Raw genomic sequence first — 24690 nt, forward strand, 5'->3', positions numbered from 1 at the left:
GGGCGCGGCTTTTTCGTACGACCGTACGAGAAGTGTGTGTGGTGACAGCTCAGAGGAACGAGGCACAGATGACCGACCCGGTGACGTTGGACGGCCAGGGGCCGATCGGCGAGTTCGACGAGAAGCGGGCCGAGGCCGCCGTGCGCGAACTCCTCCTCGCCGTGGGCGAGGACCCGGACCGTGAGGGGCTGCGTGAGACGCCGAGCCGGGTGTCGCGGGCGTACAAGGAGATCCTCGCCGGGCTGCGGCAGGTGCCCGAGGACGTCCTGACCACCACGTTCGATCTGGGACACGACGAGATGGTCCTGGTGAAGGACATCGAGATCGTCAGCCTCTGCGAGCACCACCTGCTGCCGTTCCACGGGGTGGCCCACGTCGGCTACATTCCGGCGGAGAGCGGCAAGATCACGGGTCTGTCGAAGCTCGCCCGCCTGGTCGACGTGTTCGCCCGCAGGCCCCAGGTGCAGGAGCGGCTGACCACGCAGATCGCGGATTCGCTGATGCGCATCCTGGAGGCGCGCGGCGCGATCGTGGTCATCGAGGCGGAGCACATGTGCATGTCCGTCCGGGGCATCCGCAAGCCCGGTGCGAAGACGACGACCTCGGCGGTGCGCGGCCAGCTGCGCGACGCGTCCACGCGGGCCGAGGCGATGAGCCTGATACTGGCCCGCTGAGGCCCCTGCCCGGCCGGGGAGGAGCCTCGGGCCCGGTCGGGGCGCGGAGTCCTTGCTCCGGCCGGGAGACGGCGGACGGCGGGGTTCTGGCTCCGGGGCCGGTGCCGCCGTCAGGCGGACGAGCGGCTCTTGTCGCCGTCCTCGTCCTCCGGGAGCTTGCAGATGCGCTCCAGCCAGAGGGCCGCGGCGACCACCGCGATGCCGGCCAGAACCGCGAAGCCCGCGTAGATCGCCTGGTCGCGGCGGGCGGGCACGTCGAGGGAGCCGAGCAGGAAGACGCCCGTGCCGCCGTACATCCCGGAGACCAGGGCCACGACCAGCGCGCTGGCCTGGCCGAAGACGACGGCCCGTGCCGCCATCAGAGGTTCGACGCCCTTGGCTCCCGGCCGGCGCTCGCGCTGGGCGCGCAGCCGGGAACGGATGGAGAGCGCCGTCGCGAGCAGGACGGCGGCGATCACCGCGAGCACGATCGGCGCGGCGAGGGGAACGCTCGGCAGGCTGCCCAGGGAGTCCCAGAGGCGCGCACCGCCCCAGGAGAGCACCCCGGCCGCGGCGAAGAGGCCGATGAGTACCCCGAGCCGTAGTTGCTTCACCGAGTGATCCGCCCTTCGCCGCCCATGATCGTGTCCGTCCGGTCCTGCCCGGTCGTGTCCGGCCGGATTCCGTCCGTCGAGCCTAACGACTACTCGGGCAGACGGAGTTCCAGGTCGGCGCGGGGCTGTATGCCGTCGCGCCCCACATCGGCCAGCAGCTCCGCGACGGGACCGGCGCCCGGCAACTGGGCGTCGGGCTCGATGTCGTGCCACGGGGCGAGGACGAAGGCCCGCTCATGGGCTCGGGGGTGGGGGAGGGTGAGCTCCGGGTCGTCGGACACGACGTCCGCGTACGCCACGATGTCGACGTCGATGGTGCGCGGGCCGAAGCGCTCCTCGCGGACCCGCTCGAACGCCTCCTCGATGGCCTGGCCGCGCTCCAGGAGCGAGGACGGGGGGAGCGTCGTCTTCACCACGACCACCGCGTTGAAGTACGAGGGCTGGGAGCCGGGGGCGACGCCCCAGGGCTCCGTCTCGTACACCGGTGAGACGGCCTTGACCCGCAGGCCCGGGGTGTCCTCCAGCGCGTCTATGGCGCCCTGGAGGGTCTCCAGCCGGTTGCCGAGATTGGACCCCAGGGAGAGCACGGCGCGTTTGGGGTTGGAGAGGGTGCTGTCCGCGGCGTCCACCTGCGCGACCACGGAGGCGGGGACCGGCTGTACGGTCGGGTCGCTCTGCCCCTTGGTGGAAAAAGCAGTCATACTCGGCTCCGTGTGATGGTGATGGTGACATCGTCGAAGGGGACGGTGATCGGCGCGTCCGGTTTGTGCACCACCACCTCCACCTCCTCGACTCCTTCGTGCTTGAGGCATTTCTGGGCGATGCGCTCCGCGAGCGTCTCGATCAGATCGACCGGTTCTCCCTGCACGACCTCGACGACCTCCTCGGCGACGATGCCGTAGTGCACCGTCTTGGTCAGGTCGTCGGTGGCTGCCGCGGGGCGGGTGTCCAGGCCGAGCACCAGGTCCACGATGAAGGTCTGGCCCTCTTCCCGTTCCCGGGGGAAGACGCCGTGATGTCCACGGGCCTTGAGGCCGCGCAGCGCGACACGATCCACGCGAATCACTCCTGCTGTCGTTGGGCGTAGAGACACGGGGCCGCGTGCGGACGGCGAGGTGCTCTCTTTCGAATCTACCTTCGAGCACCGACAGTGCTCCCCCGTGGGGGCTATGGACAGGACCTCACGGGACTGGTAGCCGCTACTACCCGCAGACGTGAATTCCAACCCTCCCAGGAGGCGAACTTTCCGGTCGGGAGACGGCTTCCGGACGATCAGGAAAGGGCTCGTTCCCGCTCAGGAGATGGCTTTCGGCCGGTCAGGACGCGCCTTCGCCGTTTCCGTTCTCGTTCTCGTCGTCGTCGGACTCGGTCAGTACAGGCGAGCCGTGGTGGGACCAGAGCTTCCAGCCGTCGGGGGTGCGCCAGAACACGTTGGTGGCCACGACGAGCTGGCCGACGAGCGGTCCGAGCGCGTTGCCGTCCTCGGCGGGCCCGCCGCTGAGGATGTTCTCCGTACAGGTCACCAGGGCCGTGTCGCCGGTCATCGAGACCGAGACGTCGGTCAGGAAGAACTGGATGTACTCGGTGTTGGCCATGATCAGGGCGTAACTGCGCAGCACCTCGCCGCGACCGCTGAGCACCGGCCAGCCGGGGTGGACGCAGGAGACGGTGAGGTCCTCGCCCGGAAGCCACAGTCCGGACAGTTCGTCGAGGTCGCCGCGCTCCATCGCCTCGTAGAAGGCGGTGTTGGCCTGCTCGACGGCCGCGATGTCGGCGGCGGCCTCCGCGTGCTCGTCGCGCGGCCCGCTCACGCGGCGCCCTCGACGGCGCGGGCGACCCGGACGGCGTCGGCGGTGGCGCGCACCTCGTGGACCCGGACGGCCCAGGCGCCCGCGTGGGCGGAGAGCGCGGAGATCGCCGCGGTGGCGGCGTCGCGTTCCCGGGCGGGCGGCGGCGCGCCCTCACCGGCCAGCACATGGCCGAGGAAGCGCTTGCGGGAGGCGGCGACCAGCAGCGGGCGGCCCAGGGCGTGCAGATCGTCGAGGTGGGCGACCAGGGTGAGATCGTGGGCGGCGTCCTTGGCGAAGCCGAGGCCGGGGTCGATGACGATCCGTTCCGGGTGGACGCCGTCGGCGACCACGGCGTCCATCCGCTCTCGCAACTCCCGGACGACCTCGGCGACGACGTCCTCGTACACCGCGCGGCTGTTCATCGACTCGCTGAAACCGCGCCAGTGCATGACGACGAACGGCACTCCGGCGTCGGCGACGACCCCGACCATGGCCGGGTCGGCGAGGCCACCGCTCACGTCGTTGACCAGGACGGCCCCGGCCGCGACGGCCTCCTCGGCGACCCCGGCCCGCATGGTGTCCACGGAGACCGTGACGCCCTCGGCGGCCAGGCCCCGGACCACCGGGACCACGCGTCGCAGCTCCTCCGACGCGTCCACCCGGCTGGCGCCGGGCCGGGTCGACTCGCCGCCGACGTCGATCAGATCGGCGCCCTGCGCAACCAGGTCGAGACCGTGTTTGATCGCGGCCGTGGTGTCGAACCAGCGGCCCCCGTCGGAGAAGGAGTCCGGGGTCACATTGACGACACCCATGACCGCACAGCGGTCCCACTCCGGCAGGCCCTGGACCGTGCCTCGTCCACGCAACGTACTCATGCGACCAGCGTAGGCCCCGTACGGTGTGCCGGTTACGCGGCGCGGGCGTGCTGCTCGCGGTCCGTGGCCGGAGTGTGGGCGCAGGGGCGGGGCTGGGAGCGGGGGAACCGGCGGGCGAACGGGCGGGGCAGGGCGAGGTTCACGAAGCCCTCCGCCCGCATGGCGGCCAGGGAGATCCGGGGCAGGTCCCGGGCGGTGCGGTAGACCACGAAGCGGGGCTCCCAGCGGGGCCGGAACTTGGCGTTGAACTTGTACAGCGACTCGATCTGGAACCAGCGCGAGAGGAAGATCAGCAGCCCGCGCCAGAGCCGCAGCACCGGTCCCGCGCCCAGCTTCTCGCCGCGGGCGAGGGCGGAGCGGAACATGGCGAAGTTCAGCGAGACCCGGCCGACGGACAGCCGGGGAGCGGCCTGGAGGGCGGCGACGATCAGCAGCTCGTTCATGCCGGGATCGGCGGAGCGGTCGCGGCGCATGAGGTCGAGGGACATGCCGTCGTGGCCCCACGGGACGAAGTGGAGCACGGCCTTCAGGTCGCCGTAGGGGGACTCGGCACCCGGTTCGTCGGCCTTGTGGGCGGTGGCGATGACGCAGTCCCCGTCGGCCGGGTCGCCGATCCGGCCGAGCGCCATGGAGAAGCCGCGCTCGGTGTCGGTGCCGCGCCAGTCGTCGGCCGCCCGGCGGATGCGGGCCAGTTCGTCCTCGCCGATGTCGCGTGCGCGCCGGACCCGGGTCTCGTAGCCCAGGCGTTCAATGCGCTTCACCATCTGGCGTACGTTGCGCATCGGGCGCCCGGCGAGCGAGAAATCCGCGACGTCCACCACCGCCTCGTCGCCGAGTTCCAGCGCGTCGAGCCCGGTCTCGCGGGTCCAGACCTCGCCGCCGGTCTCGCTGCAGCCCATCACGGCGGGGGTCCAGGAGTGGGCCCTGGCCTCGTCCATGAAGCGTTCGATGGCGCCGGGCCATGCCTCCACGTCGCCGATCGGGTCGCCGCTCGCCAGCATCACCCCGGACACGACCCGGTAGCAGACGGCCGCCTTGCCGCTCGGGGAGAAGACGACGGCCTTGTCGCGGCGGAGCGCGAAGTGGCCGAGCGAGTCCCGGCCGCCGTGCTTCTCCAGCAGGGCGCGCAGTTGGGCCTCGTCGTCCCCGGTGAGGCGCGCGGCCGGGTGTTCGGGACGGAAGGCCAGGTAGATGGTGGTGACGGCGGTCAGCAGGCCGAGGGCGCCGAGCGAGTACCCCACGGTCCAGGAGGTGTTCCCGCCGTAGTCCACGGGGCCCTCCACACCGAACAGCCCGTACAGCACGTGCTGGAGCCGGTCGGCGATACTGGGGCTGCCCACGATCCGCCGGGGATGGGAGCTGACGATGACGAGGCCCAGGCCCATCGAACCCGCACCGAGCACCACGAAGTTGGCCAGTGCCCGCCAGCGGCTCCTCGGGTCGGGGAGCGCGGAGAATTCACCGCGGTGACGGACCAGCAGCGCGCAGAGGGCCAGCGAGACGAGCATGCCGGTGATCGAGTGCCGGTAGAGGAACTGCGCCAGCGCCCCGGCCGGCAGCAGGACGACGACGGCCCGCCAGGCCCGCCGCTTGCGCCGCTTGAGGCCGTGGGCGAGGAGCAGCAGCAGGACGCCCGCGCTCAGGGAGAGAGCGGCGGCGAACGGTCCGAACGCGCCCGGCAGCACCTCGGCGAGCGCATGCATCCGGCTGTGCCGGAAGCGCGGGAAGACGCCCGCGGCGACGTCGATCAGGCCGACGACGGTGCAGGCGGTACCGATCAGCGTCGGGACGGTCTCGGGGCGCGGGCCCCGTACGAACTTGCGTACGGGACTCGGAACCGATCCTGATTTATCCCCATCTAGCGTGACAGACATCGCTTCCCGTGGCTCCGCGAGAGATTCCTGAGTTTCCTGAGTCCTTCGTCCGAGAGCTTTCGGACGATGTGCGAACTGTAGGACGAGGCTTCCGCGCGAAGGGTTTATCCGCGCACCGGAATTTTCCAGACAAGAAAGCTCACCCCCATGGGTCTTACCAGCACGACGCTTCTGGTCGCGGCCATCGCGCTGGGCGTGGTCTCCTTCGCCGCCACGGTCTGGTTCTGGCCGCGGCTGGCCCGGCAAGGCGTCTCCGTGGTGTTCGGGCGGGTCGGGCTGTTGCTCGTGACCCAGGTGATGCTGTTCGTCTCGGTCGCCCTGGCGGCCAACAACTCGTTCCTCTTCTACGGTTCCTGGGCGGATCTGTTCGGCCAGGAGCAGGAACAGGGCGTGGTCACCGACCACGCGGACGGGGCATCGGCCTCCAGGAACATCGTCCGGGTCGGGACGCAGCACTCGGGGGTGGCGGGCGCGCCGCGCCCCGCCGTGTCCGGGCGGATAGACAAGGTCGTGATCGCGGGCCGGAAGTCGGGGATAGAGAGTTCGGCGTACGTGTACCTCCCGCCGGAGTACTTCCGGCCCGAGTTCGCCCGCCGGAAGTTCCCCGCGGTCGTCGTCCTGACGGGTTATCCGGGCGTGTCGGAGAACCTCCTCAAGGGCCTGAGGTACCCCCAGACGGCACACGCGCGGGTGAAGGCCGGGCGCGCGCAGCCGATGATCCTGGTGATGCTGCGGCCCACGGTGGCGCCGCCGAGGGACACCGAATGCGTGGACATCAAGGGCGGACCGCAGACGGAGACGTTCTTCGCCGAGGACCTGCCGCGGGCGATCTCGGAGGCCTACCGGGTCGGGACCCGGGCCCGCAACTGGGGCATCATGGGCAACTCGACCGGGGGTTACTGCGCGCTGAAGATAGGTCTCCACCACGCGGACCGGTTCGCCGCGAGCGCGGGACTCTCCGCGTACTACAAGGCGGCCGAGGACCCGACGACCGGCGATCTCTTCCACGGCGACCAGCGGGCGCGCGACCGGGCGAACCTGATGTGGAGTCTGGACCACCTGCCGCAGCCCGACGCGTCCTTCCTCGTCACGACCTCCAGGCAGGGCGAGGGGAACTACCGGTCCACGCAGAAGTTCATCGCGAAGGTGAAGGCGCCCGCCCAGGTCTCGTCGATCGTGCTCGACAGCGGCGGCCACAACTTCAACACCTGGCGGCGGGAGATCCCCCCGGCCCTGGACTGGATGAGCAGCCGGCTCAGCGAGAACTGAGCGGCCCGGCCAGGCTCTCCACGGACTCGACGGCCACCTCGGCGCGCGGCACGTCCTGGGCGTCGGCGTCGATGGAGCGGCGCAGCGCCTCGTGGAGCCGTGCCGGGGTGAGCACGCCGAGGAACCGGCCGTTCGCCTCCTCGTCGATGACGGCGATCCAGCCCGCGTCGTGCTGGAGCATGGTGGCGAACGCCTGCTTGAGCGGGGCGCCGACCGGAAGCCATGCCTCCATCCGCCGGGCGTGGGCGCGGACCGTGCCGCCGGAGGCGGCCGGGGAAGCGGGGCCGGTTTTCGAACCGGCAGCGGACCGGGGCACGGGGGCGGCTTTTGAACCGGCGGGCCGGGGCGCGGGCCCGGCGGTGTGCGCGGTGGCGGGAGGGCCGGCCGGGATCCAGCCGTGCAGATTGTCCTCGCCGTCCAGGACGACCGCCCAGCGCGCCCCCTCGGCCCGCAGCCGTTCGGTCGCCCGCTCCAGGGAGTCGTCGAGATGGACGACGGGAGGCTGGTCGAGGTCGCCCGCCTCGATGGGGGTCACGGAGAGCCGCTTGAGACCGCGGTCGGCGCCGACGAAGTCCGCGACATAGGGGGTGGCGGGCGCGCCGAGCACGGTCGCCGGGGAGTCGAACTGCTCGATGGCGCCCTGCCCGTAGACGGCGATCCGGTCGCCGAGCCGGACGGCTTCCTCGATGTCGTGCGTGACGAACAGCACGGTTTTGCGGACCTGCGCCTGGAGTTTCAGGAATTCGTTCTGCAGCCGTTCCCGTACGACCGGGTCGACCGCACCGAAAGGCTCGTCCATCAGCAGCACTGGTGGGTCCGCGGCCAGCGCCCTCGCCACTCCCACGCGTTGGCGCTGGCCGCCGGAGAGCTGTTCCGGATAGCGGTCGCCATAAACGGAAGGGTCGAGCCCGACGAGGTCGAGGAGTTCCGCCGCGCGTGCGCGCGCCTTTCCCCGTTTCCAGCCCAGGAGATGAGGGACCGTCGTGGTGTTTTCCAGGATCGTACGGTGCGGGAACAGGCCCACCTGCTGGATCACGTACCCGATACGACGGCGCAGCCGGACGGGGTCGATGGCGGATATGTCGTCACCGTCGAGGAATATCCGGCCCTCGGTCGGTTCGATCAGCCGGTTCACCATCTTCATGGTGGTCGTCTTGCCACAGCCCGACGGTCCGACGAGCGTGACCAGTTCACCCTCGGCGACCTCGAAGGAAAGGTCGTCGACGGCGGTGGTGCCGTCCGCGTACCGCTTGGTGACGTGCTCGAAACGGATCATGGTTCCCCATTGTCGCGGGTGTTGTGTGGAGGTCATGTTGCTGGAATACGACGGTCTCGGCGAGTGTCAGTGGTCGGGGATAGGGTCTCGGAACACCGGCGCTTCGGTGCGTCGAGTGCTTTGATGCTCCGGTACTGCGGTGCGTCGAGTGCTCCGGTGCTCGGAGTACTTCGGGCACTTCGGTGCTTCGACGTACGGGACGGTCCGGCGTCGTACGCGGTATCCCGGCGTTTCGGCGCGAGGCGGCAAAAGGGAGGTGGGGGCGGATGGCTGCCGTGCAGAACTGCATGGTGACGAATGACTGGATCTGCGGGGAGTATCTCCGTTCCCGCAGCGAGGAGCTGACGGACGCGACGGTCCAGCACATCTGGATCACGGCGGTATCGGTGCTGATCGGGCTGCTCGTGGCATTTCCGCTGGCGCTGCTCGCCCGCCGCGGTCCTCGTTTCGCCGGTCCGGTCCTCGGCCTGACGACGGTGCTCTACACCGTGCCCTCGCTGGCCATGTTCTCGCTGCTGCTGCCGTTCTTCGGGCTGTCCGCCGCGCTGGTGGTCACCGGCCTGGTGCTGTATTCGCTGACCATCCTCGTACGGAACATCCTGGCGGGTCTCGAAGCCGTTCCGCAGGAGGCCAGGGAAGCCGCGAAGGGCATGGGGTACGGGCCGGTCCGGCTGCTCTGGGAGGTCGAACTCCCGCTCGCGATGCCCGCGGTGATGGCAGGCGTGCGGATCGCCACCGTCTCGACGATCGCCCTGACGACGGTCGGGTCGATCATCGGCAGGGGCGGCCTCGGCAATCTGATCGCGGACGCCCTGCCCAGCTTCTTCAAGGCGCAGGTGCTTACCGCCTCGGTCCTGTGCGTGCTGCTCGCGGTCGTCGCCGATCTGCTGCTGCTGGGGCTCCAGCGCCTGCTGACCCCCTGGACCCGAATACGCGCCACTCCCTCACGCACCACGGCGAAGGCGGTCTGACCATGGGTGTTCTCGGTCAGGCGTGGGCCTGGCTCACCACCGGGGCGAACTGGACGGGGGAGAACGGGGCGGCCCACCGGCTCGTCGAGCACCTCTGGGTCAGCGGGGTCGCGCTCGCCGCCGCCTGCGCGATCGCGCTGCCGGTCGCGCTGTATCTGGGCCACATCGGGAAGGGGGGTGCGCCGGCCGTCAACCTCTCCAACGTGGGGCGGGCGGTCCCGGTCTTCGCGGTGCTGGCCCTCTTCATGGTCTCGCCGCTGCGCAACGCCGGGTACGTGCCGACGATCGTCGCGCTGGTGCTGTTCGCCGTGCCACCGCTGCTCACCAACGCCTATGTGGGGATGGCGGAGGTGGACCGTTCGGTGACCGAGGCGGCGCGGGGCATGGGGATGTCCGGCGGGCAGTTGTTCGTACGGGTCGAGCTCCCGCTGGCCTACCCGATGATCATGACCGGGCTGCGCTCGGCGGCGGTCCAGGTGGTCGCCACGGCGACGATCGCGGCGATGGTCGGCCAGGGCGGTCTCGGCCGGATCATCACGGCCGGTTTCAACACGTACGACACTGCGCAGGTCGTCGCGGGGGCGGTGCTGGTCGCGTCGCTCGCCCTGCTGGTGGAGGCGGTGCTGGTGGTGCTCGGACGGGTGCTCTCGCCGCTGCGCCGCCGCGGGACGGCATGAGGGCCCGCATGAGACCCGGCACAAGGGGCCCGCACGAGGGCCGGTGCGAGGGGGCCCGTCGCCCGTGCCCGGAGCGGGGGAGCGCGCGCCGCCCACCGAGGCGTGCCCCGACCCGGACAGTCCTGATCCATTTCGTACTCGAACAGCCCTGGCGCTGTGGACGGAGAACACGATGAGCAAGACCTCGCGCATAGCCGGCGCGGTCATCGGCATGGTCGCGCTGGCGGGCTCGCTCGCCGCGTGCGGCGGCGACAGCCTGGAGAAGAACAAGGACGGCTCGGCGTCCTCCGGCGGATCCGGCGGCGGCGAGAAGGGCCCGCTCGTCGTCGGCGCGGCCTCCTTCACCGAGTCCAAGGTGCTCGCGGAGCTCTACGCGCAGATCCTGGGCGACGCCGGATACCGCACCTCGGTCACCACCGTGGCCAACCGGGAACTCTACGAACCTTCCCTGGAGAAGGGCGAGATCGACGTCGTTCCCGAATATGCCGCGACGATCGCGGAATTCCTCAACGCCAAGGCGAACGGCGCGAAGGAGGCCGCGAAGAAGCCGGTGGCCTCGGGCGACACCGCCGCCACGGTCGCAGCGCTGGAGAAGCTCGCCGCCCCGCGCGGACTGAAGGTGCTCCCGGCCGGCGCGGCCGTTGACCAGAACGCCTTCGCGGTGACCGAGGAATTCGCCGCCGAACACAAGCTCAAGTCGCTTTCGGATCTCGGCAGATCGAAGGTCGCGGTGAAGATCGCCGCAGGTGACGAGTGCGAGGTGCGGCCGTTCTGCGCGCCGGGTCTGAAAAAGACGTACGGCATCGATGTCACCGGCATCGACCCCAAGGGAGTCGGCACTCCGCAGTCCAAGCAGGCGGTCAAGGACGGCAAGGACCAACTGGTCCTCACGACCACCACGGACGCGGTGCTCGACAGCTACGGCCTGGTGTTCCTGGAGGACGACAAGAAGCTCCAGAACGCCGACAACGTACTGCCGGTCGTCAATGCGAAGGACGCGGGTTCGCAGGACGTCGCCGACGCGCTCGGCAAGATCACCAAGGCGCTGACCACCGAGGATCTCGCGGAACTGAACCGCAAGGTCGACGCGGAGCGCGCAAAGCCCGCCGATGTGGCCAAGGACTATCTGCGGTCGAAGGGTCTCATCCGGAAGTAGGGGCGGAAGCAGGAAGAGGTGGAGAAGCAAGGCGGGATTCGGGACGGGAAGGGGCCGTCAGGTAACCGGCCGGGAACAGATTGCCGGGCGGCCCCCCAAGTTCCTCCTACACACGGTAAATTTCAGGCCATGCCACGTGGACGTCATCGCCATTCGACACCGCTGCACAGAATCCTTCCGCCCTCGGCCGTCGCCGGGGTCTCGGTCCTCTGCGCCGCGGGCGCCTGGCTGCTCGCCGAACCCCTGGTCCTGCGCGGTCTGGTGGCCGCCGCGGCGGCCGCCGCGGTGACCGGCGCGTATCTGATGCGCAGCTGGGACCGGGAGGCCGGCCGTCGGGTCGCGGAGCTGAAGCGTGCCCGCGCCGGTGACGAGTGGCGGGCCGAGGAACGCGTGGCCGAGCTGGAGTCCGACCTGGAGGAGGCACGCGAGCTGCGGACCCGGCTGGAGACGAAGCTGCGGCGCAAGCGGGTGGAGCTGGCCAATCTGCGCGGGGAGCACGCCGCGTTGTTGCGCCGGTACGCCAACGCCGAGACGGGGCGCGCCAGCGCGCTGGAGGGCCGCAGGCGGCTCGCGCTCGAAGCCGGGGCCCCCAGGGAGCTGCCGGCCGCGCGCAGCACCCCGACCCCGGCCGCCTATCTGCGTGCCGCTCAGGCGCTGGAGGACCTGCCGCGCAACAGGGCGCTCCAGGAGGCCCGGCGCAATGCCGAGGAGGCCCGGAAGCGGGACCTCGCCGAGCGGGACCCGAAGACGGAGGAGCGGCCGGGCAGGCACACGGCGGCCGAGGACGACGCCTCCCCGGCGCGTCAGCCGCGTCCGACGACCGCCCTTCCCGCGTCCCGGCCGTCCGCCGCGCTGCTCCCGGCGCGTCCGGTGCCGGCCGCCAGCACGGTCGCCCCGGGGGCGGCGCCCCGCCGCCAGCAGGTGCCGCAGGGCAGCTTCGACTTCTTCGGCACGCAGAAGACGCGCACCGCGATCGAGTCCGTGCAGAACGAGGACCTCGCGGACGTGGTGGGCGAGGAGGCGCTGGCCGCCCACCGCACGGGCACGGCGGAGAACGGCGCCGTCGGCAAGGTCATCGACCTGACCGCGCACGACGAGACGGAGCAGATGGACATGGTGGAGCTGCGCACCGCGATCTCGTAGTCGCCTGCTCGCGCCGTTCTCCCGGGCCGCCCGTCGTTCGCGTACGGGCGGCCCGGACCGTTGTTCGCGTACGGGCGGCCCGGACCGTTGTTCCGTGTGTTCGCGTGCGGGGGCCCGATCGTTGTCCGCGAAATAGTGCGAGGACGGTCCGGACCGTTGTCCGCGAAGTGGTGCGCGGGCGGTCCGGACCGTTGTCCGCGAAGTGGTGCGCGGGCGGTCCGGACCGTGTTCGTGCGGACGGCCGGGGCATCGGCCGTCGGCTACTTGTCGATGTCTCCGACGACGAAGAAGAGCGAGCCCAGGATCGCCACCATGTCGGCGACCAGGGTGCCCGGCAGCAGCTCGCCGAGCACCTGGATGTTGTTGTACGAGGCGGCGCGGAGCTTCAGCCGGTACGGGGTCTTCTCGCCCTTGGACACCAGGTAGTAGCCGTTGATGCCGAGCGGGTTCTCGGTCCAGGCGTAGGTGTGGCCCTCGGGGGCCTTCAGCACCTTGGGCAGGCGCTGGTTGATCGGGCCGGGCGCCAGGCCGGCCATCCGGTCCAGGCAGGCGTCCGCCAGGTCCAGGGAGTTGTGCGTCTGTTCCAGCAGGCACTCGAAGCGGGCCAGGCAGTCGCCCTCGGTGCGCGTGACGACCTTCAGGGTGTCGCCCAGTTCCCCGTACGCGAGGTACGGCTCGTCGCGCCGCAGGTCGAAGTCGACGCCCGAGGCGCGGGCGATCGGCCCGGACACCCCGTACGCGTGCACGGTCGCGGCCGGCAGCACCCCGACTCCCCGGGTGCGGCCCCTGAAGATCTCGTTGCCGAGCACCAGGTCGTCGTACACGTCCATCCGGGCCCGGACCGCCGCGACGGCGTCCCTGGCACGGCCGAGCCAGCCCGCGGGGAGGTCCTCCTTGAGCCCGCCGACCCGGTTGAACATGTAGTGCATCCGGCCGCCGGAGACCTCCTCCATCACGGCCTGGAGCTCCTCGCGCTCGCGGAACGCGTGGAACACAGGGGTGATCCCGCCGAGTTCGAGCGGGTACGAGCCGAGGAACATCAGATGGTTCAGGATCCGGTTCAGCTCGGCGAGCAGGGTGCGTGTCCAGACCGCCCGCTCCGGGACCTCCATGCCGAGCATCCGCTCCACGGCCATGACGACGCCCAGTTCGTTGGAGAACGCCGACAGCCAGTCGTGGCGGTTGGCGAGCATCACGATCTGCCGGTAGTCGCGGGCCTCGAACAGCTTCTCCGCGCCACGGTGCATGTAGCCGATGACCGGCTCGGCGTGCTGGACGCGTTCGCCGTCGAGGACGATGCGCAGTCGGAGCACGCCGTGGGTGGAGGGGTGCTGAGGGCCGATGTTGAGCACCATGTCGGTGCTCTCCGCCGCGCCGCCGATGCCGACCGTCGTCTCCGTCATGCGGCCAGTATTCCTGAACGGGGAGGTGGTGGGGCGGTGGGGCGGTGAGGTGACGGGGCGGTGATGCCGCGGGGCACCGGCACGGGTCACAAGACGCGAGGGCACGGGTCGCTGGTACGCGGGTCACGGGCCCGGGGGGCGCACGTGCGCGTACGGGGCGCGTACGGCCACGGGGCGCGGTTTCCGCGGCGCCGCCCGGCGCATATGTGCCTCGGGCACCGGCCGTCATACGCGCCGCATCAGCCATCCGAAGTCGCCCAGCCCGCCCCGGGCCGTCAGCTCCGCCGCCTCGCCCGCCGAGGCCAGGGCCCGTACGTACCCGGCCGGATCGGCCGACGCCAGGGACAGGGGCGGGCGGGCGCCGTCGACACCGAGCCGGTGCAGCGCCTCGCGCTGCGTCAGCACCTCCGACGCCGGCTCGGACGCCATGACGTTCCCGGAGCCGGTCGCCGCGCCGGTCCCCGGGACGGCGACGGCGTCCACCGCCGCCGCGCACGCGTCCAGCGCCACGTGCGAGGTGAGGTCGCAGCTGCCGTCCGGCACCGGCCGTACCTCGCGGCCCGACCGGAAGCCGGTGAGCGTGCCGAAGGGCGGTCGCGCCCCGCGCGCGTGGGTGTAGTCCACGGCCACCGCGAGCCCGCCGCCGAGCGTGGACACCGCCCGCGCCCACGCCTCGTCGCGCGGGCGCCCGATCTCCGCCCGGCAGCCCGGCCCGGCCGACGGCCACCAGCGGCGCAGCCACGCCGCGTCGGGCCCGGTCACCGGCTCGCCCAGCCGCTCTTCCCCGTCCGAGGCCCGGACCAGGACGTACCGGTCGACGCCGTCCGCGTCGGTCTCCGCGACGTCGGTCGGCACGTTGTCCAGCCACTCGTTGGCGAACAGCAGGCCGCAGACCCCCGACGGCGGTTCCGCGCACCACTCGATCCGGGGATCGAGACCGTCCGGGCGGGCGGCGACCTCCACCGCGTACGCCCGTACGACGAGCCCGTCGGCGTCCTCGGCCGGCAGCGCCGCCAGCACCCCCGTCAGCAGTTCGCCGCGCCCCGCCCCGAGGTCCACCAGGTCGACCTCGTCGGTGCCCAGGTCGCGGGCCGTCCGCACCAGCAGCCGGGCCACGGCGGAGGCGAACAGCGGGGACGCGTGGACGGAGGTACGGAAGTGACCGGCCGGCCCCTCGGGCCTCCGGTAGAACCCCCCGTCCCCGTACAGAGCGGTCTGCGCCGCCTCACGCCACCCACGCCACTCGTCCGTCGCGCCCGTCGTACCCGTCACGTCCGCCATGTCCGCCGTGCCCATCCTGACCGTCACGTTCTCCGTGTCCGCCATGCCTGCCGTGCCCGTCCCGGCCGTCACGTCCGCCGTGCCCGGCATGCCCGTCACGACCTTCCCGACCGTCACGATTTCCAAGTCTCCACCTTGGGGAGTACGGTCCCGCAGGTCGGATCGGCCCTTCGGCTGACCCGGGCACCTTCCGCCTTCCCTACGCTGGATCACGTGCAGCGCCTCTACGCCTTCCTCCGCAGACACCCGACGGGCGTCGACACCTTCTGGGCTGTCTTCCTCCTCGGGCTCTCCGGACTGTCGGCGCGGACAGTGGAGAACGGCAGGGGACTGCTGGCCGCCGCGCTGATCGTCACCGGCCTGAGCACCGTCGTCGCGCTGCGCCGACGCGCCCCGGAGAAGATGCTGCTGCTGGCCATCGCGATGGGTGTGGCGCAAGTGCTGACCGGGGTCGTGCCGGGCCCCGCCAACTTCGCGATGCTGGTGATCGTGTTCACCGTGGCGACGGTGGGGGAGCGCTGGGCCTCGCGGCTCGCGCTGGTGTGCAGCCTGGGTGCGGCGGGGCTCGCCCAGCTGCGCTGGCCCGCGGAGACGGGGCAGTCCGGCTGGTTCCAGCAGGTCTTCGTCGCCATCGTGATGACCGTGCCGTTCGTGCTGGCCTGGGTGCTCGGCGACTCGATGCGGACCCGGCGCGCCTATTTCAATCAGCTGGAGGAGCGGGCGGCCCGGCTGGAGCGGGAGCGCGAGGCGCAGTCGAAGGTCGCGGTGGCCGCCGAGCGGGCCCGTATCGCCCGCGAACTCCACGACGTCGTCGCGCACAACGTGTCGGTGATGGTGGTGCAGGCCGACGGGGCGGCGTACGTCATGGACGCGGCGCCCGACCAGGCCAAGCAGGCCCTGGAGACCATCTCCAGCACCGGCAGGCAGGCCCTCGCCGAGATGCGGCGGCTGCTCGGGGTGCTGCGGACCGGGGACGCGGAGGAGAGCGGGGAGTACGTCCCGCAGCCCGACGTCGGCCAGATCGAGGACCTGGTCGAACAGGTGCGGCAGACCGGTCTGACCGTCGACTTCAAGATCGAGGGAACGCCGCGCCCGCTGCCCAGCGGGGTCGAGCTGACCGCGTACCGCATCGTGCAGGAGGCGCTGACCAACACCCGCAAGCACGGCGGCCCGGACGCCGGGGCCAGCGTGCGGCTGGTCTACTTCGACGACGGGCTCGGGCTGCTGGTCGAGGACGACGGACGGGGCGCCGCGCACGAGATGTACGAGGACGGGGGCGCCGACGGCGGGGGCCACGGGATGATCGGGATGCGCGAGCGGGTCGGCATGGTCGGCGGAACGCTGGACGCCGGGCCGCGCCCGGGCGGCGGCTTCCGGATCAGCGCGCTGCTGCCGCTCAAACCGGCCCGCTGATGCTCCGGACCCGGACCGGGGCGAGGATCGTGTGCGGGCTCGTTCGGGGCCGGGACCCCGAGCGGGGTCGCGGCCGGGTCGGGACGACGGATCCGGAGCAGGCCGGGACCGGGTCCGGATCGGGCCGGAACCGAAACCGGATCGGGTCCGGGCCCCGGCCGCCTGCCGGACCCGTCGGCCCACCAGACGTGCCGGACCCGGCCGCCGTGCCGCCCACCGGCCCACCCACACCTTCGCCCCGGATGATGCGGGACAGACAGGAGACAGACCCCCATGGCGATCCGCGTGATGCTCGTCGACGACCAGGTGCTGCTGCGCACCGGCTTCCGGATGGTGCTCGCCGCCCAGCCGGACATGGAGGTCGTGGCCGAGGCCGGTGACGGCGCCGAGGCGATCGACGTGCTGCGCTCCACCGCCGTCGACGTGGTGCTGATGGACGTCCGGATGCCGAGGCTGGACGGCGTGGAGGCCACCCGGCGCATCTGCGCGCAGCAGGGCGCGCCCAAGGTGCTCATCCTGACCACGTTCGACCTGGACGAGTACGCCTTCTCCGGGCTGAAGGCCGGGGCCAGCGGCTTCATGCTCAAGGACGTCCCGCCCGCCGAACTGCTCAGCGCCATCCGCGCCGTGCACAGCGGCGACGCCGTCGTCGCGCCGTCCACCACCCGCCGTCTGCTCGACCGCTTCTCGCCGATGCTGCCGGGTGGTACGAGCGAACCGAAGCACCAGGGCGTCGCCAAGCTCACCGAACGCGAGCGCGAGGTGATGCTGCTGGTCGCACAGGGACTGTCGAACGGCGAGATCGCGGCACGCCTGGTGCTCTCCGAGGCCACCGTGAAGACGCACGTGGGCCGCATCCTCACGAAGCTGAACCTGCGCGACCGGGTGCAGGTCGTCGTCCTCGCGTACGAGACGGGTCTGGTCCGGGCCGGCGGCGGGGCCGGGGCGAGCTGACCGGCGGGGACGAGGGGGCGGCCGGTCCGGGCGTTCCGTCGGCCGGTTCAGCGCAGGATGCCCTCCAGGAAGTCGCTGCCGAGCCGGGCCACCGTGGTCAGGTCCAGCTGGTGCAGCACGTAACGGCCGCGTCGGCGGGTGGTGACCAGGCCCGCCTTCTTCAGCACCGCGAGATGCCGGGAGACCTCGGGGGCCGTGATGCCGTGCGTATCGGCGAGTTCGCCGGTCGTGTGCGCGGAACGGGCGAGGTGGCGGCACAGACGCATCCGCATGGGGTGGGCCAGTGCCTCCAGCCGTAGCTGGAGCAGCTCCACGGAGGCGGGGGAGGGCAGCTCGGGCTGGTGCACCGGGTAGTGGATCACCGGCCGCCAGCCCGGCGCGTGCAGCAGGTTGAGGTGCGGCCAGCCGAAGGTGGACGGGATGAGGGTGAGCCCGGGGCCGGCCGCGCTGGCCCGGCCGTCGGACAGCTTGTCCGCACTGATCAGGGTCCTCGCCTCGTCGAGGGCCAGCGCCGGGGACACCGCCTTCAGCGCCTCGCCGAGCCCCTTGCGGCGCAGCAGGTCCGTCTTGTGCCGGGCGTCGGCGACCAGCTGGACCCGAACCCGCTGCCAGGTCTCGGCGAAGAACGCCTGGTCGCAGTCCTCGAAGAGGCGCCGCACCCAGCGGCGCACGGGCGCGGGGTCGGCCAGCAGCTGCTGGGTGAACTCCACCTGGCGGGGTCCCCGCGCCGCCGCCATCTCCAGGGCACGGGCGTGCATCGTCGGGTTGCCGAGCGGAGAGGGCGCGCCGAGCCCGTACAGGCTGGTGCAGGTGAACTCCAGGGCGGCGGACACGAACCGTTCGTCGTCCAGCCGGTCGAGGGTGTCCAGGTCCTCGGCCAGGCTCGCGCCCGTTTTGCCGTCGCCGCCGCGCACCCCCGCGAACGCCAGGAAGATGTCCGAGAACGTGTGGCGCCACAGGAAGTCCGCCTCGTGCAGGCGGTCGGCGAGATCGGGCTCCAGCGCGCTGGCCGTCGCCGTCGCCCAGCCGTGCAGACCCGGGTGGTGCCCGGGTTCGGAGAGGGCGTGCAGGGCCAGGCCCAGTTCCGCGAGGGGAGAGGTCTCGAAGACGATGCGGTCGGGGGCCAGGCCCTTGATGTCGATGTGCACGCTCACCCCTCCATGGTGCGGGGTGCGTGCGGAAGTCGTTCGTCCGTTTGACGGCGGTCGTCAAATGACGGGCCGCGCGGGCGGCCCCGGCCCACGCTGTGGCGATGGACGCCATTCAGCAGCAGATGTTCGACAGCTACCGCGCGATCGCGAGGGGTGAGGCGCCGCCGCCGTCGCCGGGCCGGTACGACTGGGAGGTGCTGCGCGGGGCCCGCGACCGGCAACGGTTCGAGGCCGTGATCGCGGGCCGTCCGGTGGGCGGCCGTCGGCGGGCGCTGCTGCGGGCCCTGCGCGCGACGTTCGCCCGGCGTCCCCGGCCGGTGCGCTGACCGGCCGGGGCGGCGTGCGCGGCGGAGGGACGCTGCGAGGCTGGGCCGTGTGCCACGAGGACCGTCCTGGTCCTGCGAGGGCCGCGTGTCCCATGAGGACCGTGCTCTACGTGAACCTTCCTGGCTCTACGAGGACCTCTTGGTCCTACGAGGCCCCTCCTCGTTCTACGAGGAACCTTCCGCGGGGGTCACCAGGTCCAGGAACGCGGTCACCGCCTCCCGGACGTCGGCCGCCGTCCACTCCAGCCCTTCCCGGCCCACCGTGACCTCGGTGAACGCCACCCCGGGCGGACCGGCGGGCGCGGAGTGCCAGCCGTGGAAGAGGGCCGTGCCGGTCTCCTCCGCCTGCCGTATCGACGCCTCCGTCAGGGCGTCGGCCCCGTACGGCAGCCAGACCTGGAACTGGTGCGTGTGCGGCGGCTCCGGATGCACCCGGAACCAGCCGACGCCGGCCGCCGTGAGGCCTTCGGCCAGCGCCTCGGCCACCATCTTCGCCTGCGCCACGTACGACGGGAGCAGGGGAAGCTCCCGGTCCAGGCCGATCAGCGCGGCGAGCGCCGCCGGGAACTGCTGGAAGAGCTGCCCGCCGTACCGGTGGCGCCAGGCGCGGGCCTCCTCGATCAGGGACTCCGGACCGGCCAGTGCGGCACCGGAGAGTCCGCCCAGGGTCTTGTAGAACGACACGTACACGCTGTCCGCGAGCGCCGCGATCTCCGGCAGCTCCCGCCCGAAATGGGGCGCGCACTCCCACAGCCGCGCGCCGTCGAAGTGCACCACCGCGTCGCGTTCGCGCGCCGCCGCCACCACTTCCTCCAGCTCCTCCCACGTGGGCAGGACGAAACCGGCGTCGCGCAACGGCAGCTCCAGCATCAGCGTGCCGAACGGCTCGGAGAGGTCACGGACCTCCTGCGCCGTGGGCTGGCGGGGCTGGGACGTCGGGTGGACGGTGCGCAGCCCGCTCACCGCCCCCAGCGCACCGCGCTCGTGCACCTCCGGGTGGGCCATGGGGTGCAGTGCCACCGTGGAGTCGCCGGTCCGCCCCGCCCAGCAGCGCAGCGCGACCTGCTGCGCCATCGTCCCGGTCGGGAAGAACGCCGCCGCCTCCATGCCCAGCAGCTCCGCGACCCGCTCCTCCAGCTCGGCGACCACGCCGCCGCCGTACATGTCCGCGGGTCGGTCGAGATCGGTGACGTCCTCGGCCCCCGCCACCAGCGCGGCCAGCCGTTCACCGACCGGGAGGTGCATGGGCGGGCGGTCCAGGGCCCGCTCGGCGCTGCGCCAGGCTCGCAGCTTGCGCAGTCGCCGCTCCTGCGCCGAGGGCTGCTCGTCGGCGTCCGCCGTCCCCGCCCTGCCCTCCGCCGGGTCCGTCGTCCCCGCCGTTCCCTCCGCCATGTGCGCCGCGTGTGCCGTGTCTGTCGCGTCTGTTGTAGGTGTCGCGTCCGCCGTTGGGTCCGTTGCGGTGCCCGCTGTATCCGTCATGGGGCGATCATCACGCAGGGCCGGGCCCGGCCCCGCATGGTTTTCGCGTGATCGTCGTGCGCGCGGGCCACCCGGCCGGGCCCCGTGCGGCACTTCCCGCAGGTCGCTCCCGCAGGTCGCTCCCGCAGGTCGCTCCCGCAGGTCGCTCCCGCAGGTCGCTCCCGCGCGCTGCGGCATTTCCCACAGGCTGTGGACGGCCAGGAGCTCGGGCGCGACGCTGGCGTAGCATTCAGAGGAATCGTCCGGTACCCCCTGCGGACTGGAACGGAAGGCCACCGCCGAGTGAACGCAACACCCCCCAAGGAACCCCTCGACGCGAGGGACCGCCCCGCCCGACTCACGGTCGGCGTCGTGGGTGCGGGCCGCGTCGGCCCCGCCCTCGCCGCGTCGCTGAGCCTCGCCGGACACCGTCCCGTCGCCGTGTCGGGCGTCTCCGACGCGTCCGTGCGCCGGGCCGCCGAGCTGCTCCCCGATGTCCCGCTGGTGCCGCCCGCCGAGGTGCTGGCGCGCGCCGAGCTGGTGCTGCTGACCGTGCCCGACGACGCCCTGCCCGGTCTGGTCGAGGGACTGGCCGGGACCGGAGCGGTGCGGCCGGGTCAGTTGCTCGTCCACACCTCGGGACGGTACGGGGCAAGGGTGCTGGACCCCGCCCTGCGGGCCGGGGCACTGCCGCTCGCCCTGCATCCGGTGATGACGTTCACCGGCACCTCCGTCGACGTCCAGCGGCTGGCAGGCTGCTCCTTCGGCGTGACCGCCCCGGAGGAGCTGCGGCTCGCCGCGGAGGCGCTGGTCATCGAGATGGGCGGGGAGCCCGAGTGGATCGCGGAGGAGGCCCGCCCGCTCTACCACGCGGCGCTCGCCCTCGGCGCGAACCACCTGGTCACCCTGGTCGCCCAGTCGATGGAGCTGCTGCGTACGGCCGGGGTCGCCGCCCCCGACCGGATGCTCGGGCCGCTCCTCGGCGCCGCGCTCGACAACGCCCTGCGTTCCGGCGACGCGGCCCTGACCGGTCCGGTGGCCCGCGGTGACGCGGGCACGGTCGCCGCGCACATCGACGAGTTGCGCAGGCACGCGCCGCAGGCCGTGGCCGGATACGTCGCGATGGCCCGCGCCACCGCCGACCGCGCCCTCGCCCACGGCATGCTCAAGCCGGAGCCGGCCGAGAACCTGCTCGGTGTCCTGGCCGACGACGCCGGCACCACGGGCGGCAGCGGACCACGGGAGCCATGATGACCACCACACCCGGCAAGCCCGGAGCGACTCCCGTACCCGAAGCCACTCCCGTACCCGAAGCCACTCCCGTACCCGGAACCGCTCCCGAGCCAGGAGCCGACCCCGTACCCACCGCCTCCGACACGCCCCCCGCCACCGCCGTGCCCGCCACCGCCCGCACCCCCGCGTCCACCCCGTCGGCCGCCCCCCTCCGTACGGCCGCCGAGCTCGCCGCGTTCGCGCCGCTCAAGGGCCCCCGGGCCGTCGTCATGACCATGGGCGCCCTGCACGAGGGCCACGCCACCCTGATCCGTACCGCGCGCGCGACGGCGGGTCCGGACGGCCAGGTCGTCGTCACCGTCTTCGTCAACCCGCTCCAGTTCGGCGAGGCGGCCGATCTGGAGCGCTACCCCCGCACCCTCGAAGCCGATCTCGCCGTGGCGGGCGCGGCAGGCGCCGACGCCGTCTTCGCGCCGTCCGTCGACGAGGTCTACCCCGGCGGCGAACCACAGGTCCGCGTCTCGGCGGGCCCCATGGGCGAACGCCTCGAAGGCGCCTTCCGCCCCGGGCACTTCGACGGCATGCTCACCGTCGTCGCCAAGCTCCTCCATCTCACCCGCCCCGACCTCGCGTTCTACGGGCAGAAGGACGCCCAGCAACTGGCGCTGATCCGCCGCATGGTGCGCGACCTGAACTTCCCGGTGGAGATCGTCGGCGTGCCGACCGTCCGTGAGCCGGACGGCCTCGCGCTCTCCAGCCGCAACCGCTTCCTGGACATCGAGGAGCGGCGCACCGCCCTCGCCCTGTCCCGGGCCCTGTTCGCGGCGCGGGACCGGCTCGCCGCCCAGCAGGCGCTGCACGCCCGCGCGCAGACCACCGCGGCCACCACCGGCCGGGCCGCCGCGCTCACCGCGCTCGGCGAGGCCCGCGCCGCCGCCGACACCCAGGCGGTGGCCCTGGCCCGCCCCGTGGACGGGCCCGCGGCGGTACGGGCCGCGGCGCGGCTGGTCCTCGACGACGCCGCGGCCGAGCAGCCGCCGCTGGTCCTGGACTATCTCGCGCTCGTGGACCCGTCCGACTTCACCGAGATCCCTGACGACCGCACCACCGGCGACGCGATCCTCGCGGTCGCCGCGAAGGTCGGCGCCACCCGCCTCATCGACAACATCCCGCTGACCTTCGGAGCCACCCCGTGACCGGAATACGCCACCCCGCGACCGGAATACGGCTGACCGCCCCCGCCCCCGGCTGGTCCATCGACGCCGATGTCGTGGTGGTCGGCTCGGGCGTGGCCGGTCTCACCGCCGCGCTGCGCTGCGCCGCCGCGGGCCTCGCCACCGTCGTCGTCACCAAGGCCCGCCTCGACGACGGCTCCACCCGCTGGGCGCAGGGCGGCATCGCCGCGGCCCTCGGCGAGGGCGACACCCCGGAGCAGCACCTGGACGACACCCTGGTCGCGGGCGCGGGCCTGTGCGACGAGGGCGCGGTACGGACCCTGGTGACCGAGGGGCCCGACGCCGTACGCAGGCTCATCGGGACCGGCGCCCGCTTCGACACCACGGACGGCGGCGCGATCGCGCTGACCCGGGAGGGCGGCCACCACCGCAGCCGCATCGCCCACGCGGGCGGCGACGCGACGGGCGCCGAGATCTCCCGGGCCCTGGTCGCGGCGGTCCGCGAGGCCGCCCTGCGCACCATCGAGAACGCCCTCGTCCTGGACCTGCTGACGGATGCCGACGGCCGTACCGCGGGCGTCACCCTGCACGTCATGGGCGAGGGCCGGCACGACGGCGTCGGCGCGGTGCGTGCCCCCGCCGTGGTGCTCGCCACCGGCGGCATGGGCCAGGTCTTCTCCGCCACCACCAACCCGGCCGTCTCCACCGGCGACGGCGTGGCCCTGGCGCTGCGGGCCGGGGCGGAGGTCTCCGACCTCGAATTCGTCCAGTTCCACCCCACGGTCCTCTACCTCGGCGCCGACTCCGAGGGCCAGCAGCCCCTGGTGTCGGAAGCGGTACGGGGCGAGGGCGCCCATCTCGTCGACGCGTCCGGTACGCGTTTCATGGCGGGGCAGCACGAACTGGCGGAACTGGCCCCGCGCGACATCGTCGCCAAGGCCATCACGCGCCGGATGGAGCTGCACGGCACCGAGCACATGTATCTCGACGCCCGCCACTTCGGGGCCGCCATGTGGGAGCGGCGCTTCCCCACGATCCTGGCCGCCTGCCGCGCCCACGGCATCGACCCGGTCACCGAGCCCATCCCGGTCGCGCCCGCCGCGCACTACGCCTCCGGCGGCGTGCGTACCGACCTGCGCGGGCGCACGACCGTACCCGGCCTGTACGCCTGCGGCGAGGTCGCCTGCACCGGCGTGCACGGCGCGAACCGGCTGGCGTCCAACTCCCTCCTGGAGGGCCTCGTCTTCGCCGAACGCATCGCGACGGACATCGTCGAGCGGGCGAACGATGCCGAGCACGTGAACGATGCCGAGCGGGCGAACGACACCGCGCAGACGCATGGCGTCGAGCAGACCGACGACACCGCGCAGACCAACGGCGTTGCGCAAACCGGCAGCACCGCGTGGGCGGACGACGCCGGGCCTTTCGCCGGAGGGGCCGACCTCCGGGCCTCCGCCGCGACCGACCGGCCCCTCGCCGCAGCCGCGGACCCGGCCGCCCTCCCCGCCCCGTCCCCGCTGCTCGACCCCGAGCAGCGCGGCACCGTCCAGCGGATCATGACCCGGGGCGCCGGAGTCCTCCGTTCCGCCGAGAGCCTGGCCGCCGCCGCCGACGCGCTCGAAGCCCTGCACGACGGCGCCGTCCGAGCCGCCGCCCCGGACGGCGCATCGGATGCCGACGCACCGGACGTCGACCGTCCCAAGCCCGCCGAGCCCGGCGTCGAGGCGTGGGAGGCCACCAACCTGCTGCTCGTCTCGCGCGTCCTGGTCGCCGCCGCCCGCCGCCGTGAGGAGACCCGCGGCTGCCACTGGCGCGAGGACCGGCCCGAGCGCGACGACGAGAACTGGCGCCGCCACCTCGTCGTCCGGCTCACCCCGGAGCGCCGGCTCGTCCTCCGTCGGACGGAGACCGCGGCATTCGGGCCCGTAGGCCCCGCGCAGGCACCAGACTGCGCAGCAGCACCCCCGATCCACCCCGACGACCACCCCGACGACTGAT

The 24690-nt window shown here is 72.5% G+C and carries 23 protein-coding genes; 12 read left to right on the top strand and 11 right to left on the bottom strand.

What is annotated here, in order from left to right:
* The first annotated feature begins 68 nt into the window (after window positions 1-68).
* Window positions 69-674, top strand: a complete 606-nt coding sequence (gene folE, locus AMK22_RS28190; RefSeq protein ID WP_073789601.1) for a GTP cyclohydrolase I FolE — start codon at window positions 69-71, stop codon at window positions 672-674.
* 110 nt (window positions 675-784) lie between these two features.
* On the opposite strand, the gene AMK22_RS28195 is transcribed toward folE, so the two are convergent.
* From AMK22_RS28195 to AMK22_RS28220, 6 genes are all read right to left on the bottom strand, one after another.
* On the bottom strand, window positions 785-1267 hold the full coding sequence (locus AMK22_RS28195) for a DUF3180 domain-containing protein (RefSeq protein WP_073789603.1): 483 nt from the start codon (window positions 1265-1267) through the stop codon (window positions 785-787).
* An 89-nt stretch (window positions 1268-1356) separates the two neighbouring features.
* Window positions 1357-1968, bottom strand: a complete 612-nt coding sequence (gene folK / locus AMK22_RS28200; RefSeq protein WP_073789605.1) for a 2-amino-4-hydroxy-6-hydroxymethyldihydropteridine diphosphokinase — start codon at window positions 1966-1968, stop codon at window positions 1357-1359.
* Window positions 1965-2324, bottom strand: coding sequence for a dihydroneopterin aldolase (gene folB / locus AMK22_RS28205; protein WP_073789606.1), 360 nt, complete (start codon window positions 2322-2324; stop codon window positions 1965-1967). Before folB ends, folK begins: the two co-directional genes overlap by 4 nt.
* Before the next feature lie 259 nt (window positions 2325-2583).
* The gene (locus AMK22_RS28210; protein WP_073789608.1) at window positions 2584-3078 is read right to left on the bottom strand and encodes a nuclear transport factor 2 family protein; all 495 of its coding nucleotides are present in this window, start codon (window positions 3076-3078) and stop codon (window positions 2584-2586) included.
* Window positions 3075-3932, bottom strand: a complete 858-nt coding sequence (folP, locus tag AMK22_RS28215; protein WP_073789610.1) for a dihydropteroate synthase — start codon at window positions 3930-3932, stop codon at window positions 3075-3077. The genes AMK22_RS28210 and folP overlap by 4 nt, the downstream gene beginning before the upstream one ends.
* 32 nt (window positions 3933-3964) lie before the next feature.
* Window positions 3965-5806, bottom strand: coding sequence for a phosphatidylglycerol lysyltransferase domain-containing protein (locus AMK22_RS28220; RefSeq protein ID WP_073789612.1), 1842 nt, complete (start codon window positions 5804-5806; stop codon window positions 3965-3967).
* A 147-nt stretch (window positions 5807-5953) separates the two neighbouring features.
* Here AMK22_RS28220 and AMK22_RS28225 point away from each other — a divergent pair, with 147 nt between their 5' ends.
* Window positions 5954-7075 carry an alpha/beta hydrolase gene (locus AMK22_RS28225; protein WP_073789613.1) on the top strand — a complete coding sequence of 374 codons (1122 nt, stop codon included), beginning with the start codon at window positions 5954-5956 and terminating at the stop codon, window positions 7073-7075.
* Here AMK22_RS28225 and AMK22_RS28230 read toward each other — a convergent pair.
* Window positions 7062-8351, bottom strand: a complete 1290-nt coding sequence (locus AMK22_RS28230; RefSeq protein ID WP_073789615.1) for an ABC transporter ATP-binding protein — start codon at window positions 8349-8351, stop codon at window positions 7062-7064. The two genes, AMK22_RS28225 and AMK22_RS28230, sit on opposite strands and share 14 nt — an antisense overlap.
* A 266-nt stretch (window positions 8352-8617) precedes the next feature.
* Between AMK22_RS28230 and AMK22_RS28235 the strand changes: the two genes are divergently transcribed.
* From AMK22_RS28235 to AMK22_RS28250, 4 genes are all read left to right on the top strand, one after another.
* The gene (locus AMK22_RS28235) at window positions 8618-9322 is read left to right on the top strand and encodes an ABC transporter permease (RefSeq protein WP_073789616.1); all 705 of its coding nucleotides are present in this window, start codon (window positions 8618-8620) and stop codon (window positions 9320-9322) included.
* A gap of 2 nt (window positions 9323-9324) precedes the next feature.
* Complete coding sequence (locus AMK22_RS28240; protein WP_073789618.1) at window positions 9325-9999, top strand: ABC transporter permease; 675 nt, start codon at window positions 9325-9327, stop codon at window positions 9997-9999.
* Between the two features lie 172 nt (window positions 10000-10171).
* Complete coding sequence (locus AMK22_RS28245) at window positions 10172-11155, top strand: ABC transporter substrate-binding protein (RefSeq protein ID WP_073789620.1); 984 nt, start codon at window positions 10172-10174, stop codon at window positions 11153-11155.
* 129 nt (window positions 11156-11284) lie between these two features.
* Window positions 11285-12298, top strand: a complete 1014-nt coding sequence (locus AMK22_RS28250; protein WP_199883331.1) for a hypothetical protein — start codon at window positions 11285-11287, stop codon at window positions 12296-12298.
* A 260-nt stretch (window positions 12299-12558) separates the two neighbouring features.
* Here the strand turns inward: AMK22_RS28250 and AMK22_RS28255 are convergent, their stop codons facing one another.
* Together AMK22_RS28255 and AMK22_RS28260 are read right to left on the bottom strand one after the other, a co-directional pair.
* The gene (locus AMK22_RS28255) at window positions 12559-13701 is read right to left on the bottom strand and encodes an NADH-quinone oxidoreductase subunit D (RefSeq protein WP_073789622.1); all 1143 of its coding nucleotides are present in this window, start codon (window positions 13699-13701) and stop codon (window positions 12559-12561) included.
* Window positions 13702-13926: 225 nt separating this feature from the next.
* Window positions 13927-14982 carry an SAM-dependent methyltransferase gene (locus AMK22_RS28260; RefSeq protein WP_073789683.1) on the bottom strand — a complete coding sequence of 352 codons (1056 nt, stop codon included), beginning with the start codon at window positions 14980-14982 and terminating at the stop codon, window positions 13927-13929.
* 213 nt (window positions 14983-15195) lie between these two features.
* On the opposite strand from AMK22_RS28260, the gene AMK22_RS28265 reads away from it, so the two are divergent.
* Window positions 15196-16395 (top strand): sensor histidine kinase, encoded by a 1200-nt coding sequence (locus AMK22_RS28265; RefSeq protein ID WP_073789623.1) that lies wholly within the window; start codon window positions 15196-15198, stop codon window positions 16393-16395.
* 273 nt (window positions 16396-16668) lie between these two features.
* Window positions 16669-17349, top strand: a complete 681-nt coding sequence (locus tag AMK22_RS28270; protein ID WP_073789625.1) for a response regulator transcription factor — start codon at window positions 16669-16671, stop codon at window positions 17347-17349.
* Window positions 17350-17396: 47 nt separating this feature from the next.
* On the opposite strand, the gene AMK22_RS28275 is transcribed toward AMK22_RS28270, so the two are convergent.
* A complete protein-coding gene (locus tag AMK22_RS28275; protein WP_073789626.1) occupies window positions 17397-18497 on the bottom strand; it encodes a DUF5937 family protein in 1101 nt (366 codons plus the stop codon).
* Between the two features lie 104 nt (window positions 18498-18601).
* Here AMK22_RS28275 and AMK22_RS28280 point away from each other — a divergent pair, with 104 nt between their 5' ends.
* Window positions 18602-18826, top strand: a complete 225-nt coding sequence (locus AMK22_RS28280) for a hypothetical protein (protein WP_073789684.1) — start codon at window positions 18602-18604, stop codon at window positions 18824-18826.
* A 165-nt stretch (window positions 18827-18991) separates the two neighbouring features.
* On the opposite strand, the gene AMK22_RS28285 is transcribed toward AMK22_RS28280, so the two are convergent.
* Window positions 18992-20218, bottom strand: coding sequence for a threonine aldolase family protein (locus tag AMK22_RS28285; RefSeq protein WP_073789628.1), 1227 nt, complete (start codon window positions 20216-20218; stop codon window positions 18992-18994).
* A 369-nt stretch (window positions 20219-20587) separates the two neighbouring features.
* Between AMK22_RS28285 and AMK22_RS28290 the strand changes: the two genes are divergently transcribed.
* The 3 genes from AMK22_RS28290 to AMK22_RS28300 are packed head-to-tail and all read left to right on the top strand — an operon-like array spanning window position 20588 to window position 24689.
* Window positions 20588-21535: a Rossmann-like and DUF2520 domain-containing protein gene (locus AMK22_RS28290; protein ID WP_073789629.1), complete on the top strand. Its 948-nt coding sequence runs from the start codon at window positions 20588-20590 to the stop codon at window positions 21533-21535.
* The gene (panC, locus tag AMK22_RS28295) at window positions 21535-22713 is read left to right on the top strand and encodes a pantoate--beta-alanine ligase (RefSeq protein WP_079186438.1); all 1179 of its coding nucleotides are present in this window, start codon (window positions 21535-21537) and stop codon (window positions 22711-22713) included. The genes AMK22_RS28290 and panC overlap by 1 nt, the downstream gene beginning before the upstream one ends.
* A complete protein-coding gene (locus tag AMK22_RS28300; protein ID WP_242434163.1) occupies window positions 22710-24689 on the top strand; it encodes an L-aspartate oxidase in 1980 nt (659 codons plus the stop codon). The genes panC and AMK22_RS28300 overlap by 4 nt, the downstream gene beginning before the upstream one ends.
* Window position 24690: the final 1 nt, after the last annotated feature.

The sequence above is a fragment of the Streptomyces sp. CB01580 genome (assembly GCF_001905795.1).
Lineage (GTDB): Bacteria > Actinomycetota > Actinomycetes > Streptomycetales > Streptomycetaceae > Streptomyces.